The 12,927-nt window shown below is 67.6% G+C and carries 15 protein-coding genes and 1 pseudogene; 8 read left to right on the plus strand and 8 right to left on the minus strand.

The features are described from left to right. The first annotated feature begins 8 nt into the window (after window positions 1–8). The 3 genes from HNP02_RS30100 (at window position 9) to HNP02_RS30110 (ending at window position 2,039) form a co-directional block, all read left to right on the plus strand. Window positions 9–884, plus strand: a complete 876-nt coding sequence (locus HNP02_RS30100) for a sugar phosphate isomerase/epimerase (protein ID WP_221318205.1) — start codon at window positions 9–11, stop codon at window positions 882–884. Further along, the gene (locus HNP02_RS30105) at window positions 881–1,573 is read left to right on the plus strand and encodes a nucleoside/nucleotide kinase family protein (RefSeq protein ID WP_184444302.1); all 693 of its coding nucleotides are present in this window, start codon (window positions 881–883) and stop codon (window positions 1,571–1,573) included. The genes HNP02_RS30100 and HNP02_RS30105 overlap by 4 nt, the downstream gene beginning before the upstream one ends. Before the next feature lie 223 nt (window positions 1,574–1,796). Continuing rightward, window positions 1,797–2,039: a hypothetical protein gene (locus HNP02_RS30110; protein WP_184444303.1), complete on the plus strand. Its 243-nt coding sequence runs from the start codon at window positions 1,797–1,799 to the stop codon at window positions 2,037–2,039. 52 nt (window positions 2,040–2,091) lie between these two features. Here HNP02_RS30110 and HNP02_RS30115 read toward each other — a convergent pair whose 3' ends face one another. From HNP02_RS30115 to HNP02_RS30130, 5 genes are all read right to left on the minus strand, one after another. Continuing rightward, window positions 2,092–3,459 carry an FAD-binding oxidoreductase gene (locus HNP02_RS30115; protein WP_184444304.1) on the minus strand — a complete coding sequence of 456 codons (1,368 nt, stop codon included), beginning with the start codon at window positions 3,457–3,459 and terminating at the stop codon, window positions 2,092–2,094. Between the two features lie 43 nt (window positions 3,460–3,502). Then, window positions 3,503–5,191 (minus strand): L-lactate permease, encoded by a 1,689-nt coding sequence (locus HNP02_RS30120; RefSeq protein ID WP_184444305.1) that lies wholly within the window; start codon window positions 5,189–5,191, stop codon window positions 3,503–3,505. Between the two features lie 88 nt (window positions 5,192–5,279). Further along, on the minus strand, window positions 5,280–5,561 hold the full coding sequence (locus HNP02_RS30125; RefSeq protein ID WP_255507110.1) for a pyridoxine 5'-phosphate oxidase C-terminal domain-containing protein: 282 nt from the start codon (window positions 5,559–5,561) through the stop codon (window positions 5,280–5,282). Next, window positions 5,542–5,694: a hypothetical protein gene (locus tag HNP02_RS43040; RefSeq protein ID WP_255507111.1), complete on the minus strand. Its 153-nt coding sequence runs from the start codon at window positions 5,692–5,694 to the stop codon at window positions 5,542–5,544. The genes HNP02_RS30125 and HNP02_RS43040 overlap by 20 nt, the downstream gene beginning before the upstream one ends. After that, on the minus strand, window positions 5,691–6,923 hold the full coding sequence (locus HNP02_RS30130; protein ID WP_184444306.1) for an MFS transporter: 1,233 nt from the start codon (window positions 6,921–6,923) through the stop codon (window positions 5,691–5,693). The genes HNP02_RS43040 and HNP02_RS30130 overlap by 4 nt, the downstream gene beginning before the upstream one ends. A 59-nt stretch (window positions 6,924–6,982) precedes the next feature. On the opposite strand from HNP02_RS30130, the gene HNP02_RS30135 reads away from it, so the two are divergent. The 3 genes from HNP02_RS30135 (at window position 6,983) to HNP02_RS30145 (ending at window position 9,527) form a co-directional block, all read left to right on the plus strand. After that, window positions 6,983–7,831 carry a uracil-DNA glycosylase gene (locus HNP02_RS30135; protein WP_309241743.1) on the plus strand — a complete coding sequence of 283 codons (849 nt, stop codon included), beginning with the start codon at window positions 6,983–6,985 and terminating at the stop codon, window positions 7,829–7,831. A gap of 91 nt (window positions 7,832–7,922) precedes the next feature. Further along, the gene (locus HNP02_RS30140) at window positions 7,923–8,975 is read left to right on the plus strand and encodes an LLM class flavin-dependent oxidoreductase (protein WP_184444307.1); all 1,053 of its coding nucleotides are present in this window, start codon (window positions 7,923–7,925) and stop codon (window positions 8,973–8,975) included. A gap of 36 nt (window positions 8,976–9,011) precedes the next feature. Continuing rightward, window positions 9,012–9,527 (plus strand): nuclear transport factor 2 family protein, encoded by a 516-nt coding sequence (locus tag HNP02_RS30145; RefSeq protein WP_184444308.1) that lies wholly within the window; start codon window positions 9,012–9,014, stop codon window positions 9,525–9,527. A 58-nt stretch (window positions 9,528–9,585) separates the two neighbouring features. On the opposite strand, the pseudogene HNP02_RS30150 reads toward HNP02_RS30145, so the two are convergent. The 3 genes and pseudogenes from HNP02_RS30150 to HNP02_RS30160 all read right to left on the minus strand — a co-directional run. Further along, window positions 9,586–9,744 (minus strand): annotated as a pseudogene (locus HNP02_RS30150) (nitroreductase/quinone reductase family protein); the annotation flags it as partial. 7 nt (window positions 9,745–9,751) lie between these two features. Continuing rightward, on the minus strand, window positions 9,752–10,186 hold the full coding sequence (locus HNP02_RS30155) for an HIT family protein (RefSeq protein ID WP_184444309.1): 435 nt from the start codon (window positions 10,184–10,186) through the stop codon (window positions 9,752–9,754). Window positions 10,187–10,196: 10 nt separating this feature from the next. Next, on the minus strand, window positions 10,197–11,165 hold the full coding sequence (locus tag HNP02_RS30160; protein WP_184444310.1) for an aldo/keto reductase: 969 nt from the start codon (window positions 11,163–11,165) through the stop codon (window positions 10,197–10,199). Window positions 11,166–11,227: 62 nt separating this feature from the next. On the opposite strand from HNP02_RS30160, the gene HNP02_RS43840 reads away from it, so the two are divergent. Both HNP02_RS43840 and HNP02_RS30170 read left to right on the plus strand, forming a co-directional pair. Then, the gene (locus HNP02_RS43840) at window positions 11,228–11,803 is read left to right on the plus strand and encodes a TetR/AcrR family transcriptional regulator (RefSeq protein ID WP_184444311.1); all 576 of its coding nucleotides are present in this window, start codon (window positions 11,228–11,230) and stop codon (window positions 11,801–11,803) included. A 9-nt stretch (window positions 11,804–11,812) separates the two neighbouring features. Then, complete coding sequence (locus HNP02_RS30170; protein WP_184444312.1) at window positions 11,813–12,925, plus strand: adenylate/guanylate cyclase domain-containing protein; 1,113 nt, start codon at window positions 11,813–11,815, stop codon at window positions 12,923–12,925. Window positions 12,926–12,927: the final 2 nt, after the last annotated feature.

Below are 12,927 nucleotides of genomic sequence, written 5' to 3' on the forward strand. Positions count from 1 at the left end.
TCACCTCAATGTCTGCTATCAATCCGATCGGCATCCACGCCCTGGTATGGGTGGGGGACACCGCGCCCGAATCGGTCACTACCGCCATCACCAACACCAAGGCGGCCGGCTACGACCTGCTGGAGTTCTCGCTGCACGACTCGCTCAACATGGACGCCGACGCCGCGCGGGCAGAACTCGAAGCGGCCGGATTGAAGGTGGCCTGCTCGCGTGGGCTTGCCTTCAGCGCCGACGTGTCTAGTGAGGACCCCGAGGTCGTCAAGCGTGGGGCCGAATTACTCACCGGTTCACTGCAACTGACCCATCGGCTCGGAGGAACGCACTTCACCGGTGCGCTCTACAGCGCGCTCGGCAAGTACGGTCATGCACTGACGGCAGGCGGGCGGTCCAACGTCGTGGCGGTACTCCGCGACTTATCCAGTCAGGCAGCCGAGCTCGACATGACGCTGGGTCTGGAGATCTGCAACCGCTATGAGACCAACGTCATCAACACCGCGGCCGACGCACTGCGGTTGGCCGATGACATCGGCGCCGACAACGTCCTGATCCACCTCGACACCTACCACATGAACATCGAGGAGGACGACTTCGTGCGCCCCGTGCTGCTGGTCGGCGACCGGCTGGGTTACGTCCACATCGGCGAGAACCACCGGGGTTACCTGGGTTCGGGGCACCTGGACTTCGCCCCCTTCTTCCGTGCGTTGGACACGATCGGCTACGCAGGGCCGATCACCTTCGAGAGCTTCTCATCGGCCGTCGTCATGGAAGGTCTGTCGAACGACCTGGCCATCTGGCGCAACCTGTGGACCGACGGCGCCGATCTCGCCGTGCACGCCCACCACTTCATCACCGAACAACTCTTCCTCAGCCGAGCCGCCGCGTGAAGGAGGCCATTCTCGCCGAATTATGCAGCCGCATCGATGATCTGGTCCGCCGGCGGAAGGGTGGCCGGGTCATCGTCGGCATCGTCGGACTACCCGGTGCTGGCAAGACGACGCTGGCCGAAGCCCTGGTCTCGGAGCTGCTGTCGTGGCGCGCGGAGTGGACGGATCGCCTGCCCGACATCTCCGATCCGGACCGGCCGTGGATCGGATCGCACGTCGCACACGTGCCGATGGACGGCTACCACCTCGCCGACGTGGAGTTGAGCCGGCTTGGCCGCGCCGACCGCAAGGGCGCCCCTGACACCTTCGATGCCGCCGGATACGCGGCGCTGCTGCAGCGGCTCCGGGAGGCCGATGACGACGTGTTGGCGCCTGCGTTCGATCGGACCATCGAGCAGCCCATCGCGGGCAGCATCCCCGTCCTGCGATGCGCAAGGGTGGTGATCACCGAGGGGAACTACCTGCTGCTCGACGGCGCCGCGTGGGAACGGGCTCGCTCGTTCCTCGACACGGTCTGGTTCTACGACCTCGACGACGACGTTCGACGACAGCGACTGGTCAACCGGCACATCCGATTCGGGAAGTCGCCCGATGATGCCGTCGCCTGGGTCAATGACGTCGACCAACGCAATGCCGATCTGATCGCCGCCACCAGGAGCAAGGCGGATCTGGTCATTACCGACACCTAGCCCCTCCCGCGAGCGCGCGTGTTTGCACGCGACACGCCGCAAAACATCAGGATTTTGCGCGCGCTCGCCGACGTGTCCGCCGATCGGGGGACACGACTTTCATCCCCCTCATCCACCGTTCGCCCGACATACGGCGCGCCCCAACCAAGGCATGGTCATTTCATCGCCGGAACATCTTCCGGTGGTCAATCGAGAAGCACACTCACACAAGAGGATTGATGAAATGACCAGCACCACACGAAGATTCGGGCGCTACTGCGCGCTCGCTGCACTGGCCGGAGGCGTCATCGGCGCTGCCGCGTTCAGCCTGGCCGGCATGGCCAACGCCGATCCCGCCGCCCCAACCACCACCGCGCCGGCTCCGGTCGGCCCGGGCTACCAGTACTACCCCGACTACTACGCCACGCCTGCGCCCACGCAGGTCCCCGGCTGGCAGGGCCACCACGGCCCGGGGCACATGAACTGACCCCGAACAGCACGTCCTCCCCGCACCCGGGGAGGGCGTGTTCGTGTCTGGCCTAGATCGCGGCGCCGGGGTTGAGGATGTTGTCCGGGTCCAATGCCTGTTTGATCCGGCGGTTGAGCTCCATCGCCTCTGGCCCCAGATAGCCCGCGAGCCATGGCCGCTTGAGTCGGCCGACGCCGTGCTCGCCGGTGATCGTCCCGCCAAGGCCGACGGCCAGATCCATGATCTCGCCGAACGCCAGCTGGGCGCGGTCGGCCTCGTCGTGGTCGGTGGGGTCGAACACGATAAGCGGATGGGTGTTGCCGTCGCCGGCGTGGGCGATCACCGAGATCATCAGGCGGTGTCGCTCGGCGATCTTCTCCACCCCGGACACCAGATCGGCCAACGCGGGCAACGGCACTCCGACGTCCTCGAGAAGCAGCGACCCCTTGGCCTCGACCGCGGGGATGGCGAATCGCCGCGCCGCCACGAAGGCCTCGCCCTCGTCGGGGTCGTCGGTGGAGTACACCTCGGTCGCACCGTGTTCGGTGAACACCCGCGCCATGTACTCGGTGTCCTCGACGCCTGCGGGGCCACGGTCGTCGGACGCGGCGACCATCATCGCGGCGGCCTTGCGGTCAAGGCCCATCTTCAGCTTGTCCTCGACGGCGTTGATGGCGACCGAGTCCATGAACTCCAGCATCGATGGCCGGATCTTGCCGGTGATCGCGAGCACCGCATCGGCGGCAGCCGCCACCGAGTCGAACGACGCCACCACCGTGCAGCCCCTGTGCTGCGGCGGCAGCAGCCGCAACGTCACCTCGGTGATCACGCCGAGGGTGCCCTCGCTACCGACGAATAACTTGGTCAAGCTCAGTCCCGCAACGTCTTTTAGGCGCGGGCCACCGAGGCGCACCGCGGTGCCGTCGGCGAGAACCACCTGCATGCCAAGCACGTAATCAGTCGTGACGCCGTACTTCACGCAGCACAGGCCGCCCGCGTTGGTCGCGATGTTGCCGCCGATGCTGCAGATCTCGTACGACGACGGATCGGGCGGATACCACAGCCCGTACTCGGCGACCGCCTTCTTCACCTCGGCGTTGAACAACCCAGGCTGCGTCACGGCCGTGCGGGTCACGGGGTCGACGACGATGTCGCGCATGCGCTCGGTGGACAGCACGATGCCGCCGTTCACGGCGGTGGCACCGCCCGAGAGTCCCGTGCCTGCGCCGCGCGGCACGACGGGTACCGCGTGCGCGGTGGCCCACCGCAGCACCGTCTGTACCTCCTCGGTGCGACGCGGTCTGACCACGGCGATCGCGGTGCCCGCGTTCGGGTCGGCGGCGCGGTCCTGCCGGTAGGACGCGACGATGTCGGGATCGGTGACGACGGTGCCGTCGGGCAGTTCGGCGATCAGCTCAGCCAGCATGTCTGTGACCACTCCGTCGATGCTACGAGGTGTGTCACGGCACCAACCAAAACAGTCACGGCACCATCCACGACAGCACGGGTGAGGCCTGCAGCCCGGAAAGGATGCACAGCAGGACCAGGAACCCCAGGCTCCACAGGATGACCCGGCGGAAGATGTCGCCCTCCTTCCCGTCGAGGCCGACCGCAGCTGCTGCGATGGCGAGGTTCTGCGGTGAGATCATCTTGCCGAGAACGCCGCCAGAACTGTTGGACGCGGCCATCAAGACGTCCGACAGCCCGGCCTGGTTCGCGGCCGCGACCTGCAGCGCACCGAACAGTGAATTCGACGAGGTGTCGGAGCCGGTGACCGCGACGCCGAGCCAGCCGAGGATCGGCGACAGCAGCGCGAACGCCCCGCCCGCGGCGGCCATCCACGTGCCGAGAGTGATCGTCTGCCCGGAGAGGTTCATCACGAACGCCAGTGCGAGTACCGCCATCACGGTCAGGATCGCCCAGCGGAGTTGATGCAGCGTCGTCCCGTAAGCCTTGAGTGCCCGCGGCACCGACAGCCGCAGCGCGACCATCGTGAGTACGCCTGCGACGAGCATCTGGGTGCCCGGAGTGGTGAGCAGGTTGAGGGTGAACTTGGTCAGCGTGGACGGGTCGCCGTCGGCATTGATCACATGCAGACCGGGCCAGTTCCCCGCGAACGTCGCCGAATCGAGCAGTTTCTTCACCGCGGGGATCTGGCAGATCACGAAGACCCCGATGATGATCCCGTAGGGCGCGTACGCCCGAACGATGTCGGCGCGGGTGTCGTCGTGGTCCTCCTCGGCGAGGTCGGTGCCGCCCCCCGTGGCCGGATCTGATCCCCCTGTCGCTGCGCTCTCGCCCGCAAGCGGGGGGACCCCCAGCGCCGAGCCGACCACCGCAGGCTCGGTGTAGACGTGCTGGGGCTGCCAAACCCGGACCAGCAGGACGACCGCCGCGGCGGACACCAGCGACGCGACGACGTCGGCCAGCGGCACCGACACGAAGTTCGACGTGGCGTACTGCGCGATGGCGAACACCACGCCACACACCACCGCGGCAGGCCACGTCTCGCGGATGCCCCGCCGGCCGTCGACGATCGCCACCAGCGCCAACGGCACGAACAGCGCAAGGAGCGGGGTCTGCCGGCCGACCATCGCGCCGAGCGTGTCGGGCGACAAGGCGGTGACCTTGCCGAGCGTGATGATGGGCGTCGCCATGGCGCCGAATGCGACGGGCGCGGTGTTGGCCACCAGCGCGAGCACGGCCGCCTTCAGCGGTCTGAAGCCGAGCGCCATCAGCATCACCGACGTCACCGCGACCGGGGTTCCGAAGCCGGCGAGCGCCTCGATCAGCGCGCCGAACGCGAACGCGATGAGGATGGCCTGGATCCGTTGGTCATCGCTCACCTGACTGAATGACCGGCGTAGGACGTCGAAATGTCCTGTCGTGACGGTCATCTGGTAGACCCAGATCGCGTTGATGACGATCCACAGGATCGGGAAGAAACCGAATGCGGCGCCCTCGGTCCCGGCAAGGAGGGTCTGCCCGATGGGCATCCCGTAGACCGCGACGGCGATCACGATGCTCACCGCGAGCGATATCAGCGACGCCACCCAGGCGGTGATCTTCAACGCGCCGAGCAAGACGAAGAGCAGGAGCAGCGGCAGTGCCGCAACCGCGGCGCTCCACGCGAGCGAGTTGGCGACCGGATCAAGAACTTGTTGGTACACGGGCTTACCTCGATTGTGACGTCGAACACATCTGCGTGCGGGTTACCCATATTGCATACCGTCGAAAACGCGGCGTTTAGATGCCCGATCAGGGCCAGAGCAGGCTCTTGGACCAGCCGGTCTCGGAGCGGGTGTAGAGCAGTCGCTGATGGCGGCGCTCGGGAACGCCCTGCCAGCGCGTGGGTCCAGATCGTCGTCGTCCGAGAACGGCTCCCTCTGTTTCCGCAGCAACACCAGGGCGCGCGCACCGGCCGACCTGGCGAGGAAATCGGCCGACGCGACCGCGGGCGGATCGGGGACCACGGGTCCACGCACGCGGACCTGACGGACCAGCTGTGGCCAGTAGAAGGTCAGCGCAGCGACCCCGCATTCACCGCGGTGCCGAACCACTCGACGAACATCGACATCGGCTCGGCGGGGGAGCTGGTGCGGATCGAAGGCGGCGCCTCGCCGGTCAACACGGGCAGTGACCGCAGTGCGGCACGCATGTCCCGTGGGTTCATGCCTGCTCCACCGGACGGTCAAGGTCGCGCAATGAGGGCAGCCCCAGCGCGATCAGGCCCAGCATCACCATCGGTATGGAGAGCGCGAGGAACGTCGTCTTGAGGCCCGCCGAGTCGGCCAGCGGCCCGGCGATGATCAGGCCGAGCGGCCCCGCGGCGTACGCCAGCGAGCCCATCACGCCAACCACCCTGCCGCGCAGGTGCGCAGGCGCGCGGGTCTGCATGACGTAGTTGTAGATCGGCGCCATTGGCCCGTAGACGAAGCCGACGACCGCACTCAAGCCCAGAATCACCGGAAGGGGCGGCAGGAACGCGATGATCGTCATCGCCACGCCCAGCGTCAGCACGGCGATCAACATCGTGGTGCGCCGCTTCATGTACTTCGACATGACGGCGTATCCCAGCGCGCCGATCAAGCCGCCGACCGACAGTGCCATCAGGACCCAGCCCAGTTGCGCGGGCTCGTTGCGGTCCGTGAAGTACTTCGGAAACAGGACTGACTCCATCGGCATGTAGAGCCCGGTCGCGGCGAGGTCGATGAACGCCAACGTGCGCAACACCTTCATGTTCCACACGAACGACAGTCCCTCGACCACCCCCGACCACACTCCTTCGGGAAGGGAGTCGCGGTCGGGCGTGCCGGCACCCTCGAGGCGCAGCACGGAGATCGCGACGATGGAGAGCCCGAAGGCCCCCGCGGTCACCCACATGGTGTTGATGCCACCGAGGGTGGTGATCAGCAGGCCGCCGATACCCGGACCCACGATGTAGGACAGGTTGAACGTCGCCTCGTAGACGCTGTTCGCATGGTCCAGCGTCCAGCCTGCCCGCTTCGCCGCCTCGGGCAGCATCGTCTCGCGTGCCGTCATCCCTGCGGGATCGAAGAACGCGCCGAGGGCGGCCAGGCCGGCCAGCACCGCCACGTTGATCGCGTCGGCCCCGAACGTCAGTGCGATCACCGGGACCGCGGCCACCGACAGCGCCGACAGCGCGTCGGAGATCATCGACACCCGGCGTCGCCCGAGGTAGTCTACCGCCGCACCCGCGATCAAAGTCGCCACCAGCAGCGGCAACGTCCCTGCCATCGCCACGACCGACGCCTCCAGCGCGGATCCGTTGCGCTGCAGCACCAACCAGGGGAACGCGATCATCGAGATGCCGTTGCCCGCGCCCGCCATCAGCGCGGCGAACAGGATCAGGTAACTAGGCCCGCGCTTGGAGTCAGTCATGGGGTATCGGGGCTGAATCTAACAGCGGGCATGCCAGGACCGCGAAGGAGTTTCCCGGCGTGCAGAGTGGTGGGGTGAAGCTGCCGCATCCCCGTACGGGCGAGCTCTTCGACTCGCCGGTGCCAGCAGGGGCGGGCTGGCCGGGAGATCCGGCTTTGTCCGACACCGTGGTCGCGACGACGGCGGCCCGCGTGCGGTCGGTGGCCAAACGGGCCATGGCGCTCGACGATCTGGATGCGGAGATCAGCGTGTGCCGGGCATGCCCGCGGCTGGTCGACTGGCGCGAGCGCGTCGCCGTCGAGAAGCGCCGCTCCTTCGCCGTCGAGCCGTACTGGGGCAGGCCCATATCCGGTTTCGGCGCGGCCAGGCCCGCCATTCTGGTGCTCGGTCTGGCGCCCGCGGCGAACGGCGCGAACCGGACCGGCCGGGTGTTCACCGGCGACCGCTCTGGCGACTTTCTGTTCGCCGCCCTGCACCGGGCCGGATTGGCCACCTCACCGCTGAGCGTGGACGCCGCAGATGGGTTGGCGCTCAACGACACTCGGATGGTGGCCGCGGTGCGGTGCGCGCCGCCGGACAACGCGCCGAGCCCTGCCGAGCGGTCGACGTGTGCGCCGTGGCTCGATGCCGAGTGGCGGCTGGTCGGTTCCGACGTGCGGGTCATCATCGCGCTCGGCGGGTTCGCGTGGCGGGCAGCTCTCGACATGATCCGCGCAGGAGGCGGCGCCGTGCCCGTCCCGCAGCCGAAGTTCGGGCACCTCGCGATGGCGACGCTCGGCACGGCGACCGGCGAGGTTGACCTGATCGGGTGCTATCACCCCAGCCAGCAGAACACCTTCACCGGCAGGCTCACCCCGGCGATGCTCGACGACGTCTTCGCCGCCGCCAAACGCCTCGCCCACGTGTGATTTCGGCGTGCTGAGTCGCGCTGAGCGCAACGGAGCACGCCCAAATCGCGAGGTGGGGAACGTATGACGCAGCGGCCGCGTTTACCCTCACGTGCGACTTTCCGTCCTTGACCTCCTCCCCGTCCGCAGCGACCAGACCACCTCGGATGCGCTGGCAGCGACCGTTGGGCTGGCGCAGACCGCCGACGCGCTGGGCTACACCCGCTTCTGGGTGGCCGAGCACCACAACATGCCGGCCGTGGCCGCGACCAGCCCGCCCGTGGTCATCGCCTACCTCGCCGCGCAGACCCACCAGCTCCGCCTCGGCTCGGGTGGCGTCATGCTGCCGAACCACGCGCCCCTTGCGGTCGCCGAGCAGTTCGCGTTGCTCGAGGCCGCGGCGCCGGGCCGCGTCGACCTCGGCATCGGCCGCGCTCCCGGCTCGGATCCCGTCACGTCGATGGCGCTGCGCGGCGCCGCAGGCCGTGACGACACCGACATCGAGAACTTCCCGCAGTACCTCGACGACGTCGCCGCATTGATGAGCGCGTCCGGCGTGCAGGTGTCACTGCGGGGCCGAAACCTGATGAACCAGAACTACGTTCTGAAGGCGACGCCCGCGGCCGCCAGCGAGCCGCGGCTGTGGCTGCTCGGCTCGTCGCTCTATTCGGCGCACCTCGCCGCAGCGAAGGGCCTGCCCTATGTGTTCGCCCACCACTTCTCGGGTCAGGGCACCGAGGAGGCTCTTGCCGTCTACCGCGGGGAGTTCAAGCCAAGCGACTTGGCGAAGGAACCCACCACCTTCATGACCGTCAACGCGTCGGTGGCGCCCACCCGCGCCGAGGCCGAAGAGCTGATGCTGCCGAACCTGCACATGATGGCGTGGCTGCGCACGGGCCAGCCGCTGCGTGCACTCGACCTCGTCGAGGACGCGCGGGGCGTCGAACTGACCCACCAGCAGCAGGCCATCGTCGACGCGGGTGTGGCCCGCGCCATCATCGGGTCACCGACCGAGGCGGCCGACCAGGTGCGCGACTTGGCCGAGCACTTCGGCGTCGACGAGGTGATGGTCAACCCCGTCGCGTCCGCCTACCGCGGCGTCGACCCCGCGACCGCACCTGCCCGCGAGCGGACACTGGAACTGCTCGCAAAGGAGCTGTTCTAACCGCGCCGCGGCGCACAACTGGTCTAGGCTCGGCCCGTGGCCGAGAGGTCGTCGGAAACCAAGGCGCGCGCATGGCTGGATCGGCTTGAGATTCGAGACCTCGTCGATCGGTACTCCGATGCAGTGACGCGCTGCGACTGGCGACAATGCGAACCGCTGTTCGCTCCCGACGCCACGTGGGAGAGCCCAAGGCTGGGGCTGCGGTTCGAAGGCTGCGCGGCATTCATGGAGTTTCTGACGGCGACGTCCGCGTACGACCTCCTCATCCAAACGCCGCATTCTTCGGTGATCACGCTGACCGACGATGACCGGGCAGAGGCCACCACGACCGTGCACGAGTTGGCCCGTGGGGTGGGTCTGGCCGATACCGAGTTCGGTGCAGGCGGAGCCGCGGTCAACGTCGAGCAGTACGGCGTCTACTACGACCGCTTCGCGCGAATCGACGGCGAATGGAAGTTCATTCGCCGCGTCTTCGAGCCCATATACGCCGATGTGCATTCGGTGAACGGCGATGTGCTCACCCAGCGCTCGGCAATGCTGCGACCGGATTGAGCGACGTCGCCAAGGCGACCGTGGTCTAAGGCGTCAGCGCGATGACCGGAATCGGCCGCGTCGTCCGCTTCAACCCGGTCTTCGCGCCGACGGTGTGCAACAACAGGCTGGGCGGACCACCCGGTATGTGGTGCCCGATCCGGCCGTTGGTCCGCTTGTAGATCTTGTCGTGCAGCCCCAGTAACGGGACACCGATGTAGCGCTCCCACAGCGGCATGTTGCCATCACTCCTTGGTTGCGTCGATCTTGGCCAGCGCCTCGCGCAGGATGCGCCCGGTGGCCTCCCGTTCCGGATCGCGCCGCACCACCAGCCCCTTAACGAAGGACAGCTTGTCACCGGACTTTCGCGGCGCCACGTGCAGGTGGATGTGGAACACGCTCTGAAACGCGGCCTTGCCGTCGTTGATGGCGATGTTGTTGCCATCCGCCTCAAGCTCCGACGCCCGCGCTGCCTTGCCGATGCGCTGCCCGATCCGGACGAGGTCGGCGATGGTGTCCGCCGGGGTATCGGTCAGGTCGACGGTGTGCTTCTTCGGGATGACCAGGGTGTGCCCGCGAACGATCGGACGGATGTCGAGGATGGCCAGGTAGTCGTCGTCCTCGTAGATGCGGATGGCTGGGGCTTCGCCGGCGACGATGGCGCAGAAGACGCAGGACACCCTCGCTACGTTAGCCGGTGACGGCCGCCGACAGCTCGGCGAGCCGTTGCGTCTCCTGCTCGCTCAGCGCGATCTTCATCGCCCCGGCGGCCTCCTTGGCATGGTGCGGTTTCGACGCGCCGGGGATCGCGACGACGGTGTCGCCGTAGTAGGTGATCAGCCACGCGAGGGCGATCTGGCTGATCGACGCATCGTGAGTAGCCGCGATCTCGCGCATGCCGTCGATCAGGGGAGCGGTGCGGTCCAGTCGCTTGTCGTTGATGCCGGTCATCAGCCGTCGCGCCCGCGGCAACTCTGCCACCAGGCTGCGGTCGTCGTGGAACTTTCCGGTGAGCATCCCGCTGGCCAACGGCGAGTAGGCGATCAACGTGACGCCGAGCCGTCGTGCGGTGTCCAGCACGCCGTTGGTCTCGATCTTGCGGTGCAAGAGGTTGATCTGAACTTGATTGGTGGCCAACGGGATTCCGCGCGCGGCCAGGGTTTCGTGCGCGATCTCCATCTGCCTTGCCGAGAAATTGCTGACTCCGACGGATCGGATGTCGCAGGCTTCCACCAGCCGGGCCATCGCCTCGACCTCGGTGCGCACGGGCGAGAAACTGCCGTAGCCCGTGTGAATCTGGTGCAGATCGACGGTGAAGGGGTCGAGCGCCACTTCCCGGTCACCGATGGTGCGCTCGATGCTCTTCGCGGTGCGCAGCAGCGGGGCCCACTTGGTGGCGACGGTGGCATCGCCCGGTTTGATGCCGGCGTACTCGAGGCCGCTGCTCAGGCGGCGTTCTGACTTGCCGCGCCCGTACGCCTCGGCGGTGTCGAACCAGTTGATCCCGCCGTCGACGGCGGTCTTGACGATCACGTCGACCTGCGATTGGGGGAGCGGACGAAAGAAGGCCGAAATCAGTCCCGCCCCGGAGAACTGCATCGTGCCTAGGCCGATCGGTGAAACGTGAATTCCGGTGTGTCCAAGCTCCCGAGTGCTCATGAGACGAAGCATACATCGGGGCGAGACAATGATGTCTCGTCCTGAGACGCTAGCATTGGCGTGTGACGAATGCCGCCGGCACCACCGAACGGACTCGCGCGGTGATCCTCGAAGCCGCTGCGCGGGTGCTCGGCCGACGTCCCGACGCGGCGATGGCCGAGATCGCCGACGAGGCGGGCGTGGGCCGGGCCACGCTGTACCGGCACTTCCCGACGCGCGATTCGCTGTTGCAGGGCGCAGAAGAGGCCGGTATCGCCGAACTGACCGAGGGCATCGAGGCGGCGAACCTGGGCGGTCTCTCCGTCGAACGTGCAATCGCGAGGTTGACCAGCGTCTTCATGCGTACCGGCGCCAAGTACGCCGCCTTCATCACGCAGGACGAAGACCATCCGGACTCGGTCGACAAACAGCGTGTGATCCAGCCCGTGCGCGAAGTGATCGATCGCGGTGTGCGGGAAGGCGTGCTGCGCGCCGACCCGCCCACCGACGTGTTGTTCGAGATGTTCAGCGCCTTGCTCGAGCGCTCGCTGTGGCTCACGGTGGCGGGGACGATCACGCCCGAGGCGGCCACCGACGCCGTGGTGGACCTGTTCCTCGACGGTGCGCGAAAGGTAGGTCCCGCGCCCGTCGAGGCATAGATTGAGCGTGTGGCACCGGACGTCGACATCGAAGCGTTGGGCCTGCTAGACGGTCTCGACGGGCAGGCGCGCCAAGAGCGCGCCGACCTGATCGCGTGGCTGCTCGCCCGGGGGTTCGACCTCGACCACATTCGCGGGTCGGTCGCCGCTCCGCTGATGTTGGCGGCCAACCGGGTGCTCGGCGACGACGGGGACTACGTGTCTGCGCGCGAGGTCTGCGAGGAAGCCGGAATCGAGCTCGAACTGCTGCAGCGTCTGCACCGTTCCATGGGCCTGCCACGGATCGAGGATCCCGACGCGGCCGTGCTGCTGCGCGCAGACGCCGAGGCTGCGACGGGAGCGAAGTTCCTTCTCGACCTGGGCATCGCTCCCGACGACGCGGTTGCGGTCACGCGAGTGATGACGGAGAGCCTCGCGCATGCCGCCGCGATCATGCGAGAGTCAGCGCTGAAGACGCTGCTGCGGCCTGGCGTGACCGAGATCGAAATCGCCGAAGCGTCGGAAGATCTCGCGCGTAGGGCCGCCCCGATGCTCGGGCCGATGATGGAGGACTTCATTCGCCTGCAACTGCGGCAGTCGTTTGCGATCGAGGCAGTGAATGCCACCGAGCGGGCCGCGGGAGGACTGCCGGGTGCGCGCATGGTGACCGTGTGTTTCGCCGACCTCGCGGGCTTCACCACACTGGGTGAATCGCTACCGCCCGAAGAGCTGGAGCACGTCGCCAGCATGCTCGCCGAACTCGCCCACGAGGCGGCGATCAATCCCGTGCGGTTCGTCAAGTCGATCGGTGACGCCGTGATGCTCGTCTGCTTCGAGCCGGTGCCGCTCTTGCAGGCTGCGCTTGACCTGTCCGAGGCCGCGATCGCAAACGACTTGCCGCCGTTACGGATTGGACTCGCGACCGGGTGCGCGGTCAGCCGGGCTGGCGACTGGTTCGGTAGTCCGGTGAACCTGGCCAGCCGCGTGACAGGCGCGGCCCGTCCCGGGGCCGTCCTCGCCGCCGAGTCGACGCGCGATGCCGTCGGCGGCGCGCGGGGTCTGGACTGGACGCCGATCGGCGCCCGGCGCCTCAAGGGCGTCAGCGATGAGGCGAAGCTCTTCCGTGTCCGGCGGCTCGGCTGATG

Source organism: Mycobacterium sp. AZCC_0083, from assembly GCF_014202335.1.
Taxonomy (GTDB): Bacteria; Actinomycetota; Actinomycetes; order Mycobacteriales; family Mycobacteriaceae; genus Mycobacterium.